Source organism: Enterobacter sp. CGMCC 5087, from assembly GCF_003144775.1.
GTDB lineage: Bacteria > Pseudomonadota > Gammaproteobacteria > Enterobacterales > Enterobacteriaceae > Enterobacter > Enterobacter cloacae_M.
Map to the genome: position 1 here is coordinate 1 of NZ_QFXN01000251.1, position 20332 is coordinate 20332.

Below are 20332 nucleotides of genomic sequence, written 5' to 3' on the forward strand. Positions count from 1 at the left end.
CAAATTTAGCTGCCAGGCCGACCAGGTCGACAACGCGGGCAGGATGGAATATATCAACGTCTGCCTGAGCAGCGTTGATGCACCGCCCTTTGAGATGATCTCGCAGGGGGATCAGGAGGGGAAACAGTACACCCTCCTCTTTCGCCTGCTTAACGGCGCAGCGCGCTCTCAGGAGCTGGGGCCTGCCAGCAACGGGAACCTGATCCAGCAGACCCTTGCCGCGAAAAGCAATGCCAACGTCAGCGGTATCTTTCCGCTTATCGCTACCATTCCGGCAGGGCAAAGCCAGCTCCCGGCATACCACTATTACAACTACAACATGAATCTGCGCATCGCCTGGCACAGCGCGGTGCGTCAGGATGCGCTGCAAAACTGCTCGGACGGTTCTGCTGAGGGAGAGCAGGTGCAGGGCGGCACCAGCGCGCAGGCCGAAATCAGCCAGGGATGCTACATCGAGCGCGTGACGCCGCTTAACTTCGGCACCCTGACCAGCACCGCTACCCTGCGCCCGACGCGATCTACCGCCACCGTCACCACGCGCTGTCCGGCCGGAATCGCGTTCACCCTTGCCATGGGCAAAGGTAACCATGCCAGCGGTAGTCAGCGGCAGCTCTGCAATAGCGAGGGTCAGTGCCTGCGCTACGGGCTCTGGCAGGATGAGGCGGCCACGCAACGCTGGGGGGATCAAAGCAGCGGCGATGCGCTGCAGGTCACCAACCCTGCAGGCGGCACCCAGAACTACACCGTTTACGGCGAAGTCCCGGCACAGCCGCTAACCGGTACCGGGGAATTTGTTGATGACGTGATTATCACGCTGACTTATTAAACCACCCAAAATCCTGTCTGGATCAATGTTATCGGTAACAGTGGCGTTAAAATAGCCAGCAGTGCTGCCCGGAAGGCGTAAGCCTTCTCTTTTTATTCGTTATCTCTGTTTTTATTACAACAACTTATGAAATACCTGCTTGCTGACGCCATCGTCTATAACGACGAGGACGGCTCTGTTTCTCTTATCAATGCGCCGGATGAAGATGCGCAGCTCCTCACCTGTACGGCCAATACCATCCTGAGGCTGCTGGTTCAGCATCATGGGAACGTGGTCGAACGGGAAACCTTTCTTCAGGAAGTCTGGGATCGGCGAGGGCTCCAGGGGTCTAACAACTCCTTAAACCAGTACATCAGCATTCTGCGCAAGATGCTGGCGACTCTGCTTCCCGACGAGCTCTTTATCGTTACCGTACCGAAAACAGGCTTTATGCTCAGCGCAGACGTCACGGTCACCCCGCTTGAGGAGGCCCCGCCGACCGCGGAAACGGCGAAACCGGCAAGGCGCGTTCGCCCGGAATGGCTGTTCTGCGGCGCGCTCACGCTGGTCGTCGTTGCGCTATGCCTCTGGATCGCGCTCATCAAGCCAGAAAATTCACAAAGGGAGATCCATCTGCTGACGCATATCGGCACCTGTCCGGTCTACACCTTTACGCCGCTGGCGGACGTGTTCCATGAGAAGGCGATTGGGCTGGCGCAGACTCTTCAGCAGGACGGCCATCTTCCGTGCCTGAAAAATTCGATTTTCTACATGCACATTCAGAGAACGCTTTTCTACGGCCACGAAGGGCGGCTGGTGCTCTCCCAGTGTTCCCTCACGCGGGGTAAAGCCAGCGCCTGTCGTACGCTTTACTATTACGAGTGGTGATATGAGACACAAAAAAGTTTGGCTAATCCTGATCCTCAACCTGCTGCTGCTGGGCGCCGCGCTGGCCTGGTACTTCCACACGCCCCCGCTCTCGGTAGCCTGCGATGGAAACCTGACCTTCTCCGACAGGCGCGACAGCCACGATTTCACTTTTGACGGTGAGATCATTATGCGTTTTCATCCCGATAAAACGGGATACATCACGCTAAACGGCAGCGTGGTGAATGCCCCGCGCAGCTGGGAGGTTTCCCGCCAGGAGATGTTTAAATGGCGTCACGTGGAGGGCGAACTGTATGAAATTGTCATTCAAAAAGTGGAGCGTTTTAGCCACGATGCCATGCCGCCCGGGGTCTTTGAAAAGTACGTCGCGGGCCTGACGCTGGGCAATAAAAGGCTCCTGACGATAGAGCGCACGCCGGAAGACGCGCTGGTGATCAGCAATTTTTACTCGCCGGTGCTGATCTGCTCGGAATAATGTCGACGGGTCAGGCTATACTTGCCGCCATGCACATTCATATTCGCCCCACTACCCCTCACGACATTATCGCCCTGCCCGCCATTGAACGCGCGGCGGGCGAGCGCTTTCGTGAAAGCCCGGATCTCGCCTGGCTTGCCGACGGCGAGGTCATTTCCTCTGAGCAGCACCTTGAGTATGCCGAACGTGGGCTAAGCTGGCTGGCGCTGGCGAACGACCAGCCCGTCGGGTTTATCCTTGCCGAGGCCCATCCTTCATCACTGTTTATTGTCGAACTCTCGGTTGATCTGGACTGGCAGGGAAAAGGGATCGGCAGGCAGCTCATCGCCTGCGTGGCAGACCATGCGCGTAAAAGAGGGCTGACAGCGCTGACGTTGACGACGTTCAGGGACGTACCGTGGAATGCGCCGTTCTATGCGCGGCTGGGGTTTGAAAAAATGACGACGCTGACGCCTGAACTGCGTCAGAAAAGGGAAGAAGAGGCAGCGCACGGTTTCGCCTTTGAAACGCGCTGCGCCATGCGCCTGCCTCTGTAATATCGCCCGGTGGCGCTGCGCTTACCGGGCCTACAAAACCCTGAACCGTAGGCCGGGTAAGGCGCAGCCGCCACCCGGCACAACGCACCGGGTTAGAACGTTTCCCAGTTATCGCCTGAATCGGCCGTCGCGGTTTTACGCGCCATCACCGGCGTGGAAACCGCTTTAGCCGCAGCGAACTCGCGCGCTTTCATCTGCTCCTGCTGAATGCGGAACACCGCCACGGCCTGAGTCAGACGGCTCGCCTGCTCTTCAAGAGCGGCCGCCGCTGCGGCAGATTCCTCAACCAGCGAGGCGTTCTGCTGGGTCACGCGATCCATCTCAGCTACCGCCAGACCCACCTGGTCGATACCGCGGCTCTGCTCGTCAGACGCAGAGGCGATTTCACCCATGATGTCCGTTACGCGGGTCACCGCGTTCACAATCTCACCCATGGTTTCACCGGCGCTTTCGACCAGCGTTGAACCCACTTCCACGCGGCCCACGGAGTCTTCAATCAGGCTCTTGATCTCGCGAGCCGCCTGGGCGCTGCGCTGGGCCAGGTTACGTACTTCACCTGCCACCACCGCAAAACCACGCCCCTGCTCGCCCGCACGCGCCGCTTCTACCGCCGCGTTCAGTGCCAGAATGTTGGTCTGGAAGGCGATGCCGTCGATCACGCTGATAATGTCGGCAATTTTCTGCGAACTGCCCGCGATATCACGCATGGTCTGAACCACGTTATCCACCACTTTGCCGCCTTTCTGCGCGGTTTCAGAGGCGCTCAGCGCAAGATGGCTCGCCTGACGGGCGTTTTCGGCGTTCTGCTTAACGGTCGCCGTCAGCTGCTCCATGCTGGCAGCGGTCTCTTCCAGGGAAGCGGCCTGCTGTTCAGTACGGGAGGAGAGGTCGTTATTGCCCATCGCAATTTCGCTCGCGCCGCTGTAGATAGCGTTGGCGCCGTTACGCACGTCGCCAACGGTACGCACCAGTTCGCCCTGCATATGGCGCAGCGAGTCGGCCAGTTCACCCATCTCGTTGGTGCCCTGAACTTCAATACGCTTCACCAGGTCGCCGCTGGCGATATGGCGAATATTGTCGATCAGACGATTCAGCGGAGAGATCAGCGTCTGCTTGATGTTGAGCCAGACGGCCACGATCACCACCAGCACGGCAATCAGGACGCCGATCAGCACCCAGATAGCTTGGCTGAAGGAGCTGTTGCTGTCTTCGACCGCCGTCTGGTACAGCTTGTCGTTCTGCTGCAAGTAGCTCACGTACTGCTTCTCAAAACCGTCCTGATAGCTCTGGGTCGGCTGGTCGAAGAAGGCGTTGATTTTGCCGGCCCCCAGAAGCTGAATCAGCTCCGCCAGCGCGCCGTGGTAAATATCATAGTTGCGCTTGATCTCCATGGCATCCGCATCGCTTTGACGCGGATCGCGCGGCAGGGCTTCGTAGGCGGCCCAGTTTTTTTCCGCCTGTTTCAGAGACGTAGACGCGATTTGCATCAAATCGTTAACGGTCGCGCCGCTGCCGATATTGCTCTGATCCATCATGTAGCGGATACCCGCACGGTTCAGGGTATTACGGGTTTGCAGCAACGCGACCCAGCTGGCGTTCAGCGTGGATTGTTGCTGGCGAATGGTTTGCAGGACGGTGAAATTCTCTTTGTCATTCTTAAGGGCATTAAAGAAAAGACCACCGGACGTGAGTTGTAAAAGGCCAAATATCGCTAAAACCAGCATTAAGCTGGTGACAATCTTGATACGGTTTAACATGTTTTCTCTTTCCTCAGACAGATACAGAATTTTCGGCCTGGAAAGGGAAAACTTTACGAAAATCATCCTGGAATTTGTGGTTTTTACTCTTCTTCCCGCGCTGCGTTATGCCGGTTTCCGAGTTCAATAAACTCTTCCAGCAGCGCCGTCAGCTGTTTCATCTTCTCCGGCGTGTATTCCGCCTCGATCTGCTGATACGCCTCTTCGACCTGCGCCTGGGCGTGTTCATACAGCGCATTCCCCTCTTTGGTTAGCGACACGTACAGCTTGCGCTGGTCGTTCACCGGCTTTAAGCGCAGCACCAGGCCGTCGCGCTCCATCCGAGTCAGAATGCCGGTCAGGCTCGGGCGCAGGATGCAGGTGCGAAACGCCAGATCGTGAAAATCCATCGACGGATGCTCAGCCAAAACGCGCACAATGCGCCACTGCTGCTCGGTCAGGTTATGGCGCTTCACGATCGGGCGGAAGTACGACATCGCCGCTTCCCGCGCCTGCAGCAGCGCGATGGTTAATGAATCATGCATAGCCTTTCCCCTTAACATCATTAACAAGTAAACAATCACTAAAAGATGTTTTTATAAACAACACGTTTTCCGTCAAAAAGTCTAACAGAAACCCAATAATTTTATTAACTCTATGATTTCACTATAAACAAATCACATAATGTAAATTTATTGTTATTCCCATCACAAATCTTTCACTTCTGATTGCGAAATAAACAGCAAAAGCATAAAACCAAATCATTAACATATTAATGAAATCACAACCCGGACCGCCGGGGTGAGGAGTATATGAATGAAAGGTACCGTTTTTGCCGTCGCCCTCAACCATCAAAGCCAGCGTGAAGCCTGGCGTGAGGCCTTTGAAAAAGCGCCCTACAACACGCCGCCGAAAACGGCGGTGTGGTTTATCAAGCCGTATAACACGGTGATTCGTGCGGGCGAGCCGATCCCCTTCCCTCACGGGGAAACGGTGCTGAGCGGCGCGACGGTGGCGCTGGTCGTGGGCAAAACCGCCAGCAAGGTGCGCCCGGAGGACGCCGCGGAGTACATCGCGGGATATGCGCTCGCCAACGAGGTGAGCCTGCCGGAAGAGAGCTTCTACCGCCCGGCCATCAAGGCCAAATGCCGGGACGGATTTTGCCCGCTCGGCGAACTTGTCGCCGTTGGTAACGTGGATAACCTGACCATCATCACCGAGATCAACGGCCGCGAAGCGGATCACTGGAGCACGGCCGATCTTCAGCGTAACGCCGCCGAACTGCTGAGCGCCCTGAGCGAGTTCGCCACCCTCAATCCCGGCGATGCGATCCTGCTCGGCACCCCGCAAAGCCGCGTTGAGATCCGCCCGGGCGATCGCGTGCGTGTTCTGGCAGAAGGCTTTCCGCCGCTGGAAAATCCGGTGGTGGATGAGCGTAGCGTCACTATTGCGCACAGCACGCCGCCGCACGCCACGCTGTTTGCCCTCGGCCTGAACTATGCCGACCACGCCAGCGAGCTGGACTTCAAGCCGCCGACCGAGCCGCTGGTATTTATCAAAGCGCCAAACACCTTCAACGGTGACGGCCAGACGTCGGTGCGCCCGAACAATATCGAATACATGCATTACGAAGCGGAGCTGGTGGTGGTCATCGGTAAAACCGCGCGTAAGGTCAGCGAAGCCGAGGCGATGGACTATGTTGCGGGCTATACGGTCTGCAACGACTACGCCATCCGCGACTACCTGGAAAACTACTACCGCCCGAACCTGCGGGTAAAAAGCCGCGACGGGCTGACGCCCATTTCCCCCCACATCGTGCCGAAAGCGGCAATTCCCGATCCGCACAACCTCGCCCTGCGCACCTTCGTTAACGGCGAGCTGCGCCAGGAAGGCACCACGGCGGATCTAATCTTCAGCATCCCGTACCTGATTGCGTACCTGAGCGATTTTATGACCCTGCAGCCGGGCGACATGATCGCCACCGGCACGCCGAAGGGGCTGTCCGACGTGGTGCCGGGCGATGAGGTGGTGGTGGAAGTGGAGGGCGTGGGACGCCTGGTGAACCGAATTGTCAGCGAGGAGACTACAAAATGAAAAAGATTAACCACTGGATCAACGGTAAAAACGTCGCCGGAAGCGAATACTTCCACACCACCAACCCGGCTTCCGGCGAGGTGCTGGCAGAAGTCGCCTCCGGCGGTGAAGCAGAGGTCCAGCAGGCCGTCGCCGCCGCCAAAGAGGCGTTCCCGAAATGGGCCAACCTGCCGATGAAGGAACGCGCGCGCCTGATGCGTCGTCTGGGCGACCTGATCGACCAGAACGTGCCCGAGATCGCCGCCATGGAAACCGCCGATACCGGCCTGCCGATCCACCAGACCAAAAACGTGCTCATTCCGCGCGCCTCGCACAACTTCGAGTTCTTCGCCGAGGTGTGCCAGCAGATGAACGGCAAAACCTACCCGGTCGACGACAAGATGCTCAACTACACCCTGGTGCAGCCGGTGGGTGTCTGCGCGCTGGTGTCGCCGTGGAACGTGCCGTTTATGACCGCCACCTGGAAGGTCGCGCCGTGCCTGGCACTCGGAAACACCGCGGTGCTGAAGATGTCTGAACTCTCCCCGCTGACCGCCGACCGTCTGGGCGAGCTGGCGCTGGAGGCGGGCATTCCGGCGGGCGTGCTCAACGTGGTGCAGGGCTACGGCGCGACGGCGGGCGACGCGCTGGTGCGCCATCACGACGTGCGCGCCGTCTCCTTCACCGGCGGCACCGCCACCGGGCGCAACATCATGAAAAACGCCGGGCTGAAGAAGTACTCCATGGAGCTGGGCGGCAAATCCCCGGTGCTAATTTTTGAAGACGCTGACATCGAGCGCGCGCTGGACGCCGCTCTGTTCACTATCTTCTCGATCAACGGCGAGCGCTGCACCGCGGGCTCGCGCATCTTCATCCAGCAGAGTATCTATCCGGAATTCGTGAAGCGATTTGCCGAGCGCGCCAACCGCCTGCGCGTAGGCGATCCGACCGATCCGAATACCCAGATTGGCGCGCTCATCAGCCAACAGCACTGGGAGAAGGTTTCCGGCTACATCCGCCTCGGCATTGAAGAAGGCGCAACCCTGCTGGCGGGCGGCCCGGACAAACCGACCGACCTGCCTGCGCACCTGAAGGGCGGCAATTTCCTGCGACCAACCGTGCTGGCGGACATCGATAACCGCATGCGCGTGGCGCAGGAAGAAATCTTCGGGCCGGTGGCCTGCCTGCTGCCGTTTAAAGACGAAGCGGAAGGGCTGCGCCTGGCCAACGACGTGGAGTACGGCCTGGCGTCATACATCTGGACCCAGGACGTCAGCAAGGTACTGCGCCTGGCGCGGAATATCGAAGCGGGGATGGTGTTCGTCAACACCCAGAACGTGCGCGACCTGCGCCAGCCGTTTGGCGGCGTGAAGGCCTCCGGCACCGGCCGCGAGGGCGGGGAGTACAGCTTTGAAGTGTTCGCGGAGATGAAGAACGTCTGCATCTCCATGGGCGACCATCCGATTCCAAAGTGGGGGATCTGACCATGGGTAAATTAGCGCTAGCGGCAAAAATCACCCACGTGCCGTCGATGTACCTCTCCGAGCTGCCGGGGAAAAACCACGGCTGCCGCCAGTCGGCCATCGACGGACATAAAGAAATCAGCAAGCGCTGCCGCGAGCTGGGCGTGGACACCATCATCGTGTTCGACACCCACTGGCTGGTGAACAGCGCGTACCACATCAACTGTGCGGACCATTTTGCGGGCGTCTACACCAGCAACGAGCTGCCGCACTTTATCCGCGACATGACCTACGACTACGACGGCAACCCGGAACTCGGCCAGCTGATCGCCGACGAGGCGGTGAAGCTCGGCGTGCGCGCCAAAGCGCACAACATCCCGAGCCTCAAGCTGGAGTACGGCACGCTGGTGCCGATGCGCTACATGAACGCGGATAAACACTTCAAAGTAGTCTCCATCTCGGCGTTTTGCACGGTTCACGACTTCGCCGACAGCCGCAGGCTGGGCGAGGCCATCGTCAGCGCCATTGAGAAATACGACGGCACCGTGGCGGTGCTCGCCAGCGGCTCGCTATCGCACCGCTTTATCGACGACCAGCGCGCGGAGGAAGGGATGAACAGCTACACCCGCGAGTTCGACCGTCAGATGGACGAGCGCGTGGTGAAGCTGTGGCGCGAGGGGCAGTTCAAAGAATTCTGCAGCATGCTGCCGGAGTACGCCGACTACTGCTACGGCGAGGGCAACATGCACGACACGGTGATGCTGCTGGGGATGCTCGGCTGGGACCAGTACGACGGTAAGGTGGAGTTCCTCACCGAGCTGTTCGCCAGCTCCGGCACCGGCCAGGTTAACGCCGTTTTCCCGCTGCCCGCGTAAGGAGTCACCATGCCGCACTTTATTGCTGAATGTACCGACAACATCCGCGAGCAGGCGGACCTGCCGGGGCTGTTCGCCAAAGTCAACGAGGCGCTGGCCGCCACGGGGATCTTTCCCATCGGCGGCATCCGCAGCCGCGCCCACTGGCTGGACACCTGGCAGATGGCCGACGGCAGGCACGATTACGCCTTTGTGCATATGACGCTGAAGATTGGTTCCGGGCGCAGCCTGGAGAGCCGGGAAGCCGTGGGGGAGATGCTGTTTGCGCTGATCAAAACGCATTTCGCGGATCTGATGGCGGCTCGCTATCTGGCGCTGTCGTTTGAGCTCGACGAGCTTCACCCGACGCTCAATTACAAACAAAACAACGTGCACACGCTCTTTCGCTGAGGTCTTTTATGCTCGATAAACACACCCATACTCTGATCGCCCATCGTCTGCATCAGGCGGAGCAGTCCCGGGAGCAGATCCGCCAGATCTCTCTCGACTACCCGACGATCACCATCGACGACGCCTACGCCGTTCAGCGCGAATGGGTCAGCCTGAAAATCGCCGAAGGCCGCGTGCTGAAGGGCCATAAGATCGGCCTGACCTCCAAAGCGATGCAGGCCAGCTCGCAGATTAGCGAGCCGGACTATGGCGCGCTGCTGGACGACATGTTTTTCCACGACGGCAGCGACATCCCGGTCGATCGCTTTATCGTTCCGCGCATCGAAGTGGAGCTGGCCTTCGTGCTGGCGAAACCGCTGCGCGGCCCGAACTGCACGATCTTCGACGTCTACAACGCTACGGACTACGTCATCCCCGCGCTGGAGCTGATCGACGCCCGCTGTCACAACGTTGATCCGGAAACCCAGCGCCCGCGCAAGGTGTTCGACACCATCTCCGATAACGCCGCCAACGCGGGGGTGATCCTCGGCGGCCGCCCGATTAAGCCCGACGAACTGGATCTGCGCTGGATCTCCGCCCTGCTCTACCGCAACGGCGTGATCGAAGAGACCGGCGTCGCAGCAGGCGTGCTTAACCACCCGGCGAACGGCGTGGCGTGGCTGGCGAACAAGCTGGCACCGTACGACGTGCAGCTTGAACCGGGGCAAATCATCCTCGGCGGCTCGTTTACCCGCCCGGTGTCCGCCAGCAGAGGCGACACCTTCCACGTCGACTACGGCAACATGGGCTCCATCAGCTGCCGCTTTGTTTAGGAGAGGACCATGCAAAACGCATTCAAAGCAGCGCTGAAGGCGGGCCGCCCGCAAATCGGTTTATGGCTGGGGCTCACCAGCAGCTACAGCGCTGAGCTGCTGGCCGGGGCAGGCTTCGACTGGCTGCTGATCGACGGCGAGCACGCGCCGAATAATGTGCAAACCGTCTTAGCCCAGTTACAGGCCATCGCGCCCTATCCCAGCCAGCCGGTGGTGCGCCCGTCGTGGAACGACCCGGTGCAGATCAAACAGCTGCTGGACGTGGGGGCGCAAACCCTGCTGGTGCCGATGGTGCAAAACGCCGACGAAGCGCGGCTGGCGGTACGTGCCACCCGCTACCCGCCCGCGGGCATTCGCGGTGTCGGCAGCGCCCTGGCGCGCGCCTCGCGCTGGAACCGCGTCCCGGATTACCTGCAGCAGGCCAACGACGCCATGTGCGTGCTGGTGCAGATTGAAACCCGCGAGGCGCTGAAAAATCTGCCGCAGATCCTGGACGTAGACGGCGTCGACGGCGTGTTTATCGGCCCGGCGGATCTGAGCGCCGACATGGGCTTTGCCGGCAATCCGCAGCACCCGGAGGTGCAGGCCGCCATCGAGCAGGCTATCGCGCAGATCCTCAGCGCGGGCAAAGCGCCCGGCATCCTGATGGCGAACGAGCCGCTGGCGAAACGCTACCTCGAGCTTGGCGCGCTGTTTGTCGCCGTCGGCGTCGACACCACCCTGCTCGCCCGCAGCGCCGAAGCGCTGGCGGCACGTTTTATCGAACAACCGGTTACGTCAGTTAATAACAATAAATCCGTCTACTAAACGTAAGATCTGGAGCGCACCATGACGACCTCTACCCTGCAAACTCATGATAATAAAGCTGTTGAACATCGCGCCATTAACAAGCTGTTCCGACGCCTGATCGTCTTTCTCTTTATCCTGTTTGTCTTTTCGTTTCTCGATCGCATCAACATCGGCTTTGCCGGGCTGACGATGGGCAAAGATCTGGGCCTTACGTCGACCATGTTTGGCCTGGCCGCGACGCTGTTTTACGTCACCTACGTGCTGTGCGGGATCCCGAGCAACATCATGCTGGCGAAGATCGGCGCGCGGCGCTGGATCGCCGGGATCATGGTGGTGTGGGGCATCGCCTCCACCTGCACCATGTTCGCCACCAGCCCTGAAACGCTCTACGTCCTGCGCATGCTGGTGGGCATTGCCGAAGCGGGCTTCCTCCCGGGGATTTTGGTCTACCTCACCTGGTGGTTCCCGGCCTATCACCGCGCCCGTGCCAACGCGCTGTTTATGATCGCCATGCCGGTGACCATGATGCTCGGCTCGATCCTCTCCGGCTATATTCTGGCGATGGACGGGCTGTGGAACCTGAAGGGCTGGCAGTGGCTGTTCCTGCTCGAGGGGCTGCCGTCGGTGGTGCTCGGCGTGGTGACCTGGTTTTACCTCAACGACACGCCTGACCAGGCCACCTGGCTGGATGATGACGAAAAGCAGGCGCTGAAAACGATGATCGCCCGCGAGCAGGAGGTCGCCGTTGCCCAATCCGTCACGCCGCGCTCGACGCTGCGCGAAGTGCTGACCCCGGCGGTGCTGCTCTACACGCTGGCCTACTTCTGCCTGACCAACACGCTCAGCGCCATCAACATCTGGACGCCGCAGATCCTGCAAAGCTTCAACACGGGGAGCAGCAATATCGTCATCGGCCTGCTGGCAGCGATCCCGCAGTTTTGCACCATTCTCGGGATGATCTGGTGGAGCCGACGCTCCGACAGGCTGAAAGAGCGAAAAAAGCACACCATCCTGCCGTACCTGTTCGCCGCGGCGGGATGGATGCTGGCCTCGGCCACCGATCACAGCCTGATCCAGCTGCTTGGCATCATTATGGCCTCAACCGGATCCTTTACCGCCATGGCCATATTCTGGACCACGCCGGATCGGGTGATTAGCCTGCAGTCCCGCGCGGTGGCACTGGCGGTGATCAACGCCATCGGCAACGTCGGATCCGCCGTTAGCCCGCTGCTGATCGGCATTCTGCGTGATGCAACCGGCAGCTTCAGCTCCGGGCTGTGGTTCGTGGCCGGGCTGCTGGTGGTCGGCGCGCTGGTGTTGACGCGCATCCCGATGACGCAGCGCGAAAGCCTTGAGCGCGAGCCGGGCGTCGCGGCGCAGAAGATCCACTAGGGAGCCGCCATGTGCCAGAGCCCCATTACCAACATCGACATTAGCAAGGAGTACGACGAAAGTCTGGGCACCGACGACGTGCACTACCAGTCGTTCGCGCGCATGGCGGCCTTTTTTGGCCGCGACATGCAGGCGCACCGTCACGACCAGTATTTTCAGATGCACTTTCTCGATACCGGACAGATTGAGCTCCAGCTCGACGATCACCGCTACTCGGTGCAGGCCCCGCTGTTCGTCCTCACGCCGCCGTCGGTGCCGCACGCGTTTATCACCGAATCCGACAGCGACGGACACGTGCTGACGGTGCGCGAGGATCTCATCTGGCCGCTGCTGGAGGTGCTCTACCCCGGCACGCGGGAGGCGTTTGGCCTGCCGGGGATCTGCCTCTCGCTGGCCGACAGGCCGGACGAGCTGGCGGCGCTGAAGCACTACTGGCAGCTGATTGCCCGGGAATCCACGGAGCAGCTGCCGGGGCGCGAACATACTCTGGTCCTGCTGGCGCAGGCGGTGTTTACCCTGCTGCTGCGCAACGCGAAGCTCGACGACCACGCTTCAGGCGGCATGCGCGGCGAGCTGAAGCTGTTCCAGCGCTTTACCCAGCTGATAGATGCCCACTACCACCAGCACTGGACGGTGCCGGAATACGCCAGCGAGCTGCACCTGACCGAATCCCGCCTGACCGATATCTGCCGCCGCTTCGCCAACCGCCCGCCGAAGCGGCTGATCTTCGACCGCCAGCTGCGGGAGGCCAGACGCTTGCTGCTCTTCTCCGACAGCGCGGTCAGCGACATTGCCTGGCAGCTGGGGTTTAAGGACCCGGCCTATTTTGCCCGGTTTTTTAACCGCTTAGTGGGGTGCTCGCCGAGCGCGTATCGGGCGCAGAAAGTACCGGTATCGCCTGTTCCCCTCACCCCGGCCCTCTCCCAAAGGGAGAGAGAGTAACCGTCCCCTCTCCCTTTGGGAGAGGGTTAGGGTGAGAGGAATCACACTCTGCGATCTCTCGCGAAAAGTACCCGCCGTTGTCCCAATCGTCCCTTCACGTTCCGCCCCTCTCAGGCTTCAATTAAACAACAAAAACAAAACATAAATTTAACAACCCTATTCCGATACGAGGTCCCTATGAAGCCTGAAGATTTCCGCGCTGATGCCAAACGTCCGTTAACCGGCGAAGAGTATTTAAAAAGCCTGCAGGACGGCCGTGAGATTTACATCTACGGCGAGCGCGTCAACGACGTCACCACCCATCCGGCGTTTCGCAACGCGGCGGCCTCCATCGCGCAGATGTACGACGCGCTTCACAAGCCGGACATGCAGGATACCCTCTGCTGGGGCACAGACACCGGCAGCGGCGGCTATACCCACAAGTTCTTCCGCGTGGCGAAAAGCGCCGACGACCTGCGCCAGCAGCGCGACGCCATCGCCGAGTGGTCGCGCCTGAGCTACGGCTGGATGGGCCGCACGCCGGACTACAAAGCCGCGTTCGGCTGCGCGCTCGGCGCCAACCCGGCCTTCTACGGCCAGTTCGAACAGAACGCCCGCAGCTGGTACACGCGCATTCAGGAAACCGGCCTGTACTTCAACCACGCCATCGTTAACCCGCCGATCGACCGCCACAAGCCGGCGGACGAGGTGAAAGACGTCTACATCAAGCTGGAGAAAGAGACCGACGCCGGGATCATCGTCAGCGGCGCGAAGGTGGTGGCAACCAACTCGGCGCTGACCCACTACAACATGATCGGCTTCGGCTCCGCGCAGGTGATGGGCGAAAACCCGGACTTCGCGCTGATGTTCGTCGCGCCGATGGATGCCGAAGGCGTGAAGCTGATCTCCCGCGCCTCTTACGAGATGGTGGCAGGCGCAACCGGATCGCCGTACGACTACCCGCTCTCCAGCCGCTTCGACGAGAACGACGCGATCCTGGTGATGGATCACGTGCTGATCCCGTGGGAAAACGTGCTGATCTACCGCGATTTCGACCGCTGCCGTCGCTGGACGATGGAAGGCGGCTTTGCGCGGATGTACCCGCTGCAGGCCTGCGTGCGTCTGGCGGTGAAGCTCGACTTCATCACCGCCCTGCTGAAGAAATCCCTGGAGTGCACCGGTACCCTGGAGTTCCGCGGCGTGCAGGCAGATCTCGGCGAAGTGGTGGCCTGGCGCAACATGTTCTGGGCGCTGAGCGACTCCATGTGTTCCGAAGCCACCCCGTGGGTCAACGGCGCGTATCTGCCGGATCACGCCGCGCTGCAAACCTACCGCGTGATGGCCCCGATGGCCTACGCCAAGATCAAAAACATCATCGAGCGTAACGTGACGTCCGGACTGATTTACCTCCCGTCCAGCGCCCGGGATCTGAACAACCCGCAGATCGACCAGTATCTGGCGAAATACGTGCGCGGCTCCAACGGGATGGATCACGTCGAACGCATCAAGATTTTGAAGCTGATGTGGGACGCCATCGGCAGCGAGTTTGGCGGCCGTCACGAGCTGTACGAAATCAACTACTCCGGCAGCCAGGATGAGATCCGCCTGCAGTGTCTGCGCCAGGCGCAAAGCTCCGGCAACATGGACAAGATGATGGCGATGGTCGACCGCTGCATGTCCGAGTACGACCAGCACGGCTGGACGGTGCCGCACCTGCACAACAACAGCGATATCAACATGCTCGACAAGCTGCTGAAATAGCGCAGCGGGAGGTTGCAATGCATTCAGATGAACAACGCCTGCGTTTTCGCGACGCAATGAGCAGCCTGTCGGCTGCGGTTAATGTGGTCACTACCGAGGGCGAGGCCGGCCGCTGCGGCATTACCGCCACCGCCGTCTGTTCGGTCACGGACACCCCGCCGTCGGTTATGGTGTGCATCAACGCCAACAGCGCCATGAATCCGGTATTTCAGGGCAACGGCAGGCTGTGCGTTAACGTACTGAACCACGAGCAGGAGATCATGGCTCGCCATTTCGCCGGGATGACCGGTATGACGATGGAGGAGCGCTTTGCCCTCTCCTGCTGGCAGAAAGGGCCGCTGGCGCAGCCGGTGCTCAAGGGCGCGCTCGCCAGCCTTGAAGGCGAGATTAGCCAGGTGCAAACCATCGGCACGCATCTTGTCTACCTTGTTGAAGTTAAGAACATCATTCTGAGTGACGCGGGACACGGTCTGATCTACTTCAAGCGCCGCTTCCACCCGGTCATGCTGGAGGCGGAAGCCGCCGTGTGATCCCCCCTCGCGCTGGCCTTTTTCTTCGGCCAGCGCCGCTTTCTACAAAAACTCCTAAGGTTTCCGCTAAATCACGCCGTTATATAACCATAAGAGAAATTTTCTGTGACTGAATACTGACACCCTTTGTCAGTGCATCCGCATCATTCAGCGCATACCTAAATATACAGGATGACCTTATGGCTAAAACGACGCGGAGCCGCTCGGCTGAACGTCTGGTCGATATTCTGGTTGAGCTACATTTAAACGGTGTGGTAAACCGCAGTGCGCTAATGGAAAAATTTAAAATTACCGAGCGTACCGTCTACCGGGATTTAAATGCCCTATCTCCTATTGTTGAACATACCGGTAACGGGCTATATCGACTGATCCATTCTGCGCAATCGCCCGGCGGACAAGGCTTACATCACACCCTTGCTAACTTCCTGAATGCTGACAGCTTTTTCCCTGAAAGAAATACGGAATTCTGGCAGAAGCTGGAAACGCGCGTTGACGAAAACCATATTCTTATTCTTGGCAATGAGGCAGAACACACGGTAGAACGTGATATTCGCCGTCATTTAACGAAAATCGAGAAATCGATTAAAAACCATAATGTTTGTCAGATCGTTTATAAGGGGAAAACCCGTCTGATTAATCCCTATAAACTCATTAACAAAAAAAATATATGGTATTTACAAGCCACCGAAAATAGCCGCCTGAAATCCTTCTCATTGAGCCAGATTAGCTGGTTCGATATTCAGAAAACGACCTTCACGCCCGAAGAAAATGTCCTTGAGCTGCTGGAGAAAAGCCTCGACCCCTGGGTCTCTGAAAATACTTTCGCAGTGAAAATATTTATCAAAGATAATATTTCACATTACTTCCTGCGCCGCGATCTTCTGCCGGAACAGGAGCTGGTGGAGGAGCAACAGGGCGGCGTCACGCTGCGCTGTCAGGCGGCGCACGAGAACCAGATCCTGCCGCTGCTGTTCTACTGGCTGCCCCACATTCAGATTCTGGAACCGAACTGGCTGAAGGAAAAACTGATTAGAACCCTGGAGAACTATCTGGCCGTGGAGCGTAACCAGAATAATCAAGTGATCTCAATCACATAATTTCGCCCCCTGGCGGCGAGCCGGAACCGCTCGTCGCCCCCTTTGACCGCTCACCCGGCACTTTCAACCACTCATTCATTTACCGTCCTTTACACGCGCGAGGATCTGGCACGATCGCTCCAGCATTAATCAATACCTCCTCACAACGAACCCTGACCCTTTTTTCTTTACATAAAAAACCAGGTCTTACTATGGATACTAAAAAACTACTGAAGCACGTGCCCTGGGCCTTACTCGGGATCCTCGGCGCTTTTTGTCTGGCGGTTGTCGCATTACGCCGGGGCGAACACGTAAGCGCCCTGTGGATCGTGGTCGCGTCCGTTTCCGTCTATCTTGTTGCTTATCGCTACTACAGCTTGTACATCGCGCAGAAGGTCATGAAGCTCGACCCAACGCGCGCCACCCCGGCGGTCATTAACAATGACGGCCTGAACTACGTGCCAACCAACCGCTACGTGCTGTTTGGTCACCACTTTGCCGCTATCGCCGGCGCAGGTCCGCTGGTCGGCCCGGTGCTGGCCGCGCAGATGGGCTACCTGCCGGGAACCCTGTGGCTGCTCGCCGGCGTAGTGCTGGCAGGTGCGGTGCAGGACTTTATGGTGCTGTTTATCTCTTCTCGCCGTAACGGCGCCTCTCTGGGTGAGATGGTCAAAGAAGAGATGGGCCGCGTGCCGGGGACTATCGCGCTGTTCGGCTGCTTCCTGATTATGATCATCATCCTCGCGGTGCTGGCCCTGATCGTGGTGAAAGCGCTGGCCGAAAGCCCGTGGGGCGTCTTCACCGTCTGCTCAACCGTGCCGATTGCGCTGTTCATGGGTATCTACATGCGCTTCCTGCGTCCGGGACGCGTGGGCGAAGTGTCAGTGATTGGTATCGTGCTGCTGGTGGCCTCCATCTACTTCGGCGGCGTGATTGCGCACGACCCGTACTGGGGCCCGGCGCTGACCTTCAAGGACACCACCATTACCTTCGCGCTGATTGGCTATGCGTTTATCTCCGCGCTGCTGCCGGTCTGGCTGATTCTGGCCCCGCGTGACTACCTGGCGACCTTCCTGAAAATCGGCGTTATCGTCGGTCTGGCGATCGGCATCCTGGTGATTAACCCGGACCTGAAAATGCCTGCGGTCACGCAGTACATCGACGGTACCGGCCCGCTGTGGAAAGGCGCCCTGTTCCCGTTCCTGTTCATCACCATCGCCTGCGGTGCGGTCTCCGGCTTCCACGCCCTGATTGCCTCCGGTACCACGCCTAAGCTACTGGCGAACGAGAAAGACGCGCGTCTGATCGGCTACGGCGCAATGCTGATGGAGTCCTTCGTGGCGATCATGGCGCTGGTTGCAGCCTCCATTATCGAACCGGGTCTCTACTTCGCGATGAACACCCCGCCTGCGGGCCTCGGCATCACCATGCCAAACCTGCACGAAATGGGCGGTGACAACGCGGCGCTGATTATGGCGCAGCTGAAGGACGCGAGCGCACACGCGGCGGCGACCGTCAGCTCCTGGGGCTTCGTGATTTCGCCGGAGCAGATTATGCAGACGGCGAAGGACATCGGCGAACCGTCCGTGCTGAACCGCGCCGGTGGTGCACCGACGCTGGCGGTGGGTATCGCACACGTGTTCCACAAGGTGCTGCCGTGGGCGGACATGGGCTTCTGGTACCACTTCGGTATTTTGTTCGAAGCGCTGTTCATCCTGACCGCGCTGGACGCCGGTACCCGTGCGGGCCGCTTCATGCTGCAGGACCTGCTCGGTAACTTCGTGCCGTTCCTGAAGAAAACCGACTCTCTGGTAGCGGGCATTCTGGGTACTGCGGGCTGCGTCGGCCTGTGGGGCTACCTGCTGTATCAGGGCGTTGTCGACCCGCTCGGCGGCGTGAAGAGCCTGTGGCCGCTGTTCGGTATCTCTAACCAGATGCTCGCAGCCGTGGCGCTGGTGCTCGGTACCGTGGTCCTCGTGAAGATGAAGCGCACCAAATACATCTGGGTAACCGTTGTTCCTGCGCTGTGGCTGCTGCTCTGCACCACCTGGGCGCTTGGCCTGAAGCTGTTCAGCGCCAACCCGCAGCTGGAAGGCTTCTTCTTCATGGCTAACCAGTACAAAGAGAAGATTGCCGCAGGCGGCGCGGACCTGACCGCGCAGCAGATTGCCAACATGAACCATATCGTGGTGAACAACTACACCAACGCGGGTCTGAGCATTCTGTTCCTGGTGGTGGTGTACAGCATCATCTTCTACGGCATCAAAACCTGGCTGAACGTTCGCAACGCCGACGGCCGTACGGATAAAGAAACCCCGTACGTGCCGGTGCCGGAAGGCGGCGTGAAGACCTCTTCACACCATTAATCCGCAATCCTCGCCCTCTCCCTTTGGGAGAGGGCTGGGATGAGGGAAACATAAGCCCAGCGGACTCACATCGCCGGGCTTTTTCTGTCTGGAACCCACAATGTTTGGTAACTTAGGCGAAGCAAAAAAATACCTCGGTCAGGCGGCGAAAATGCTGATTGGCATTCCGGACTATGACAACTACGTTGAGCACATGAAGACCAACCATCCGGATAAGCCGTACATGACCTACACCGAATTCTTCCGCGAGCGTCAGGAAGCGCGCTACGGCGGAAGTGGAGAAGGCGGCGTCCGCTGCTGTTAAAGGAGAGACCATGACCCCGATTGCCGTTACCCTGCTGACCGGTTTTCTCGGCGCCGGTAAAACCACCCTGCTGCGCCACATCCTGAACGAACAGCACGGCTTCAAAATCGCCGTCATCGAAAACGAGTTCGGTGAGGTCTCCGTTGACGATCAATTGATCGGCGATCGCGCCACCCAGATCAAAACTCTGACTAACGGCTGCATCTGCTGCACCCGCTCTAACGAATTAGAAGACGCCCTGCTGGACCTGCTCGACAGCCGCGATCGCGGCGAGATCGACTTTGACCGCCTGGTGATCGAATGCACCGGCATGGCCGACCCCGGCCCGATTATTCAGACCTTTTTCTCTCACGAGATCCTCTGCCAGCGCTACCTGCTGGACGGCGTGATTGCCCTGGTCGACGCGGTCCACGCCGACGATCAGATGAACCAGTTCACCATCGCCCAGTCTCAGGTGGGCTACGCCGACCGCATCCTGCTGACCAAAACCGACGTGGCGGGCGAAAGCGAAAAACTGCGCGAGCGCCTGACGCGCATTAACTCCCGCGCGCCGGTTTACACGGTGACGCACGGCGACATCGATCTGTCTCAGCTGTTCAACACCAACGGCTTTATGCTGGAAGAGAACGTGACCGCAAAACCGCGCTTCCACTTTCTGGGAGATAAGCAAAACGACGTGGCGTCGATTGTGGTGGAGCTGGACTACCCGGTGGACATAGGCGAGGTTTCGCGCGTGATGGAGAACCTGCTGCTCTCGTTTGCCGACAAGCTGCTGCGCTACAAAGGGATGCTGTGGATTGACGGCGAGCCGAACCGCCTGCTGTTCCAGGGCGTGCAGCGCCTGTACAGCGCCGACTGGGATCGCCCCTGGGGCGAGGAAGCGCCGCATAGCGTGATGGTGTTTATAGGCATACAGCTGCCGGAAGAAGAAATTCGGGCGGCGTTTGCGGGGCTGAAAAAATAACAGCCATACATCCACTCTGCCCAGTAATTTATTAACCTGAAGCGATGAACGTTGCTTCAGGTTAATTAATGACTTACAGCGACGCCCTGGTCCGGCTGTAAATCGCCGAAGCGTTTCCGTAAGGCCGGGGCGAGGCGCAGGGATGCGCCGAGAGGGCGTGGCCTGCAGGGATGCAG

Annotated in this window: 20 protein-coding genes; 18 read left to right on the plus strand and 2 right to left on the minus strand. The window is 59.3% G+C overall.

Translation table 11 applies throughout. From position 1 onward, the window contains the following. The 4 genes from DEO48_RS22465 to DEO48_RS22480 all read left to right on the plus strand — a co-directional run. On the plus strand, positions 1-826 hold an 826-nt coding region (locus DEO48_RS22465; protein WP_109846333.1), incomplete at its 5' end, for a spore coat U domain-containing protein. Positions 827-952: 126 nt separating this feature from the next. Further along, positions 953-1693 carry a winged helix-turn-helix domain-containing protein gene (locus DEO48_RS22470; RefSeq protein ID WP_109846334.1) on the plus strand — a complete coding sequence of 247 codons (741 nt, stop codon included), beginning with the start codon at positions 953-955 and terminating at the stop codon, positions 1691-1693. Position 1694: 1 nt separating this feature from the next. After that, positions 1695-2168 carry a hypothetical protein gene (locus DEO48_RS22475; RefSeq protein ID WP_023334399.1) on the plus strand — a complete coding sequence of 158 codons (474 nt, stop codon included), beginning with the start codon at positions 1695-1697 and terminating at the stop codon, positions 2166-2168. A gap of 29 nt (positions 2169-2197) precedes the next feature. Beyond that, positions 2198-2704, plus strand: a complete 507-nt coding sequence (locus tag DEO48_RS22480) for a GNAT family N-acetyltransferase (protein WP_109846335.1) — start codon at positions 2198-2200, stop codon at positions 2702-2704. Between the two features lie 92 nt (positions 2705-2796). Here DEO48_RS22480 and tsr read toward each other — a convergent pair whose 3' ends face one another. Together tsr and hpaR are read right to left on the minus strand one after the other, a co-directional pair. Next, complete coding sequence (gene tsr / locus DEO48_RS22485; protein WP_059445828.1) at positions 2797-4461, minus strand: methyl-accepting chemotaxis protein; 1665 nt, start codon at positions 4459-4461, stop codon at positions 2797-2799. 83 nt (positions 4462-4544) lie between these two features. Continuing rightward, positions 4545-4985 carry a homoprotocatechuate degradation operon regulator HpaR gene (gene hpaR, locus DEO48_RS22490; RefSeq protein WP_023334396.1) on the minus strand — a complete coding sequence of 147 codons (441 nt, stop codon included), beginning with the start codon at positions 4983-4985 and terminating at the stop codon, positions 4545-4547. A 271-nt stretch (positions 4986-5256) separates the two neighbouring features. Here hpaR and hpaG point away from each other — a divergent pair, with 271 nt between their 5' ends. From hpaG to yjiA, 14 genes are all read left to right on the plus strand, one after another. After that, positions 5257-6534, plus strand: a complete 1278-nt coding sequence (hpaG, locus tag DEO48_RS22495) for a 4-hydroxyphenylacetate degradation bifunctional isomerase/decarboxylase (RefSeq protein ID WP_109846336.1) — start codon at positions 5257-5259, stop codon at positions 6532-6534. Continuing rightward, entirely contained in the window at positions 6531-7997 is a 1467-nt protein-coding gene (gene hpaE, locus DEO48_RS22500; RefSeq protein WP_109846337.1) for a 5-carboxymethyl-2-hydroxymuconate semialdehyde dehydrogenase, read from the plus strand. Before hpaG ends, hpaE begins: the two co-directional genes overlap by 4 nt. Positions 7998-7999: 2 nt before the next feature. Next, positions 8000-8851 (plus strand): 3,4-dihydroxyphenylacetate 2,3-dioxygenase, encoded by an 852-nt coding sequence (gene hpaD, locus DEO48_RS22505; RefSeq protein WP_045355043.1) that lies wholly within the window; start codon positions 8000-8002, stop codon positions 8849-8851. Between the two features lie 9 nt (positions 8852-8860). Then, on the plus strand, positions 8861-9241 hold the full coding sequence (locus DEO48_RS22510) for a 5-carboxymethyl-2-hydroxymuconate Delta-isomerase (protein ID WP_109846338.1): 381 nt from the start codon (positions 8861-8863) through the stop codon (positions 9239-9241). Between the two features lie 8 nt (positions 9242-9249). Beyond that, on the plus strand, positions 9250-10053 hold the full coding sequence (gene hpaH / locus DEO48_RS22515; RefSeq protein ID WP_109846339.1) for a 2-oxo-hept-4-ene-1,7-dioate hydratase: 804 nt from the start codon (positions 9250-9252) through the stop codon (positions 10051-10053). A 9-nt stretch (positions 10054-10062) separates the two neighbouring features. Then, entirely contained in the window at positions 10063-10860 is a 798-nt protein-coding gene (gene hpaI, locus DEO48_RS22520) for a 4-hydroxy-2-oxoheptanedioate aldolase (RefSeq protein ID WP_109846340.1), read from the plus strand. 21 nt (positions 10861-10881) lie between these two features. Beyond that, on the plus strand, positions 10882-12234 hold the full coding sequence (gene hpaX, locus DEO48_RS22525) for a 4-hydroxyphenylacetate permease (protein ID WP_109846341.1): 1353 nt from the start codon (positions 10882-10884) through the stop codon (positions 12232-12234). A 9-nt stretch (positions 12235-12243) separates the two neighbouring features. After that, on the plus strand, positions 12244-13176 hold the full coding sequence (hpaA, locus tag DEO48_RS22530; RefSeq protein WP_063439871.1) for a 4-hydroxyphenylacetate catabolism regulatory protein HpaA: 933 nt from the start codon (positions 12244-12246) through the stop codon (positions 13174-13176). A gap of 177 nt (positions 13177-13353) precedes the next feature. Next, positions 13354-14916: a 4-hydroxyphenylacetate 3-monooxygenase, oxygenase component gene (gene hpaB / locus DEO48_RS22535; RefSeq protein ID WP_109846342.1), complete on the plus strand. Its 1563-nt coding sequence runs from the start codon at positions 13354-13356 to the stop codon at positions 14914-14916. 17 nt (positions 14917-14933) lie between these two features. Beyond that, positions 14934-15446 (plus strand): 4-hydroxyphenylacetate 3-monooxygenase reductase subunit, encoded by a 513-nt coding sequence (locus DEO48_RS22540; protein WP_023310274.1) that lies wholly within the window; start codon positions 14934-14936, stop codon positions 15444-15446. A 179-nt stretch (positions 15447-15625) separates the two neighbouring features. Continuing rightward, a complete protein-coding gene (locus DEO48_RS22545; RefSeq protein ID WP_109846343.1) occupies positions 15626-16543 on the plus strand; it encodes a YafY family protein in 918 nt (305 codons plus the stop codon). Positions 16544-16734: 191 nt separating this feature from the next. Further along, on the plus strand, positions 16735-18888 hold the full coding sequence (locus tag DEO48_RS22550; RefSeq protein ID WP_023334384.1) for a carbon starvation CstA family protein: 2154 nt from the start codon (positions 16735-16737) through the stop codon (positions 18886-18888). Between the two features lie 100 nt (positions 18889-18988). Next, positions 18989-19192, plus strand: a complete 204-nt coding sequence (locus DEO48_RS22555) for a YbdD/YjiX family protein (RefSeq protein WP_003856610.1) — start codon at positions 18989-18991, stop codon at positions 19190-19192. Between the two features lie 10 nt (positions 19193-19202). Beyond that, the gene (yjiA, locus tag DEO48_RS22560; RefSeq protein WP_109846344.1) at positions 19203-20156 is read left to right on the plus strand and encodes a GTPase; all 954 of its coding nucleotides are present in this window, start codon (positions 19203-19205) and stop codon (positions 20154-20156) included. The last annotated feature ends 176 nt before the right edge of the window (positions 20157-20332 follow it).

Bases quoted from the DNA above. Each gene is read 5' to 3' on its own strand.
- DEO48_RS22470 (WP_109846334.1), top strand. From the start codon at position 953: ATGAAATACCTGCTTGCTGACGCCATCGTCTATAACGACGAGGACGGC.
- DEO48_RS22475 (WP_023334399.1), top strand. From the start codon at position 1,695: ATGAGACACAAAAAAGTTTGGCTAATCCTGATCCTCAACCTGCTGCTG.
- DEO48_RS22480 (WP_109846335.1), top strand. From the start codon at position 2,198: ATGCACATTCATATTCGCCCCACTACCCCTCACGACATTATCGCCCTG.
- tsr (WP_059445828.1), bottom strand. From the start codon at position 4,461: ATGTTAAACCGTATCAAGATTGTCACCAGCTTAATGCTGGTTTTAGCG.
- hpaR (WP_023334396.1), bottom strand. From the start codon at position 4,985: ATGCATGATTCATTAACCATCGCGCTGCTGCAGGCGCGGGAAGCGGCG.
- hpaG (WP_109846336.1), top strand. From the start codon at position 5,257: ATGAAAGGTACCGTTTTTGCCGTCGCCCTCAACCATCAAAGCCAGCGT.
- hpaE (WP_109846337.1), top strand. From the start codon at position 6,531: ATGAAAAAGATTAACCACTGGATCAACGGTAAAAACGTCGCCGGAAGC.
- hpaD (WP_045355043.1), top strand. From the start codon at position 8,000: ATGGGTAAATTAGCGCTAGCGGCAAAAATCACCCACGTGCCGTCGATG.
- DEO48_RS22510 (WP_109846338.1), top strand. From the start codon at position 8,861: ATGCCGCACTTTATTGCTGAATGTACCGACAACATCCGCGAGCAGGCG.
- hpaH (WP_109846339.1), top strand. From the start codon at position 9,250: ATGCTCGATAAACACACCCATACTCTGATCGCCCATCGTCTGCATCAG.
- hpaI (WP_109846340.1), top strand. From the start codon at position 10,063: ATGCAAAACGCATTCAAAGCAGCGCTGAAGGCGGGCCGCCCGCAAATC.
- hpaX (WP_109846341.1), top strand. From the start codon at position 10,882: ATGACGACCTCTACCCTGCAAACTCATGATAATAAAGCTGTTGAACAT.
- hpaA (WP_063439871.1), top strand. From the start codon at position 12,244: ATGTGCCAGAGCCCCATTACCAACATCGACATTAGCAAGGAGTACGAC.
- hpaB (WP_109846342.1), top strand. From the start codon at position 13,354: ATGAAGCCTGAAGATTTCCGCGCTGATGCCAAACGTCCGTTAACCGGC.
- DEO48_RS22540 (WP_023310274.1), top strand. From the start codon at position 14,934: ATGCATTCAGATGAACAACGCCTGCGTTTTCGCGACGCAATGAGCAGC.
- DEO48_RS22545 (WP_109846343.1), top strand. From the start codon at position 15,626: ATGGCTAAAACGACGCGGAGCCGCTCGGCTGAACGTCTGGTCGATATT.
- DEO48_RS22550 (WP_023334384.1), top strand. From the start codon at position 16,735: ATGGATACTAAAAAACTACTGAAGCACGTGCCCTGGGCCTTACTCGGG.
- DEO48_RS22555 (WP_003856610.1), top strand. From the start codon at position 18,989: ATGTTTGGTAACTTAGGCGAAGCAAAAAAATACCTCGGTCAGGCGGCG.
- yjiA (WP_109846344.1), top strand. From the start codon at position 19,203: ATGACCCCGATTGCCGTTACCCTGCTGACCGGTTTTCTCGGCGCCGGT.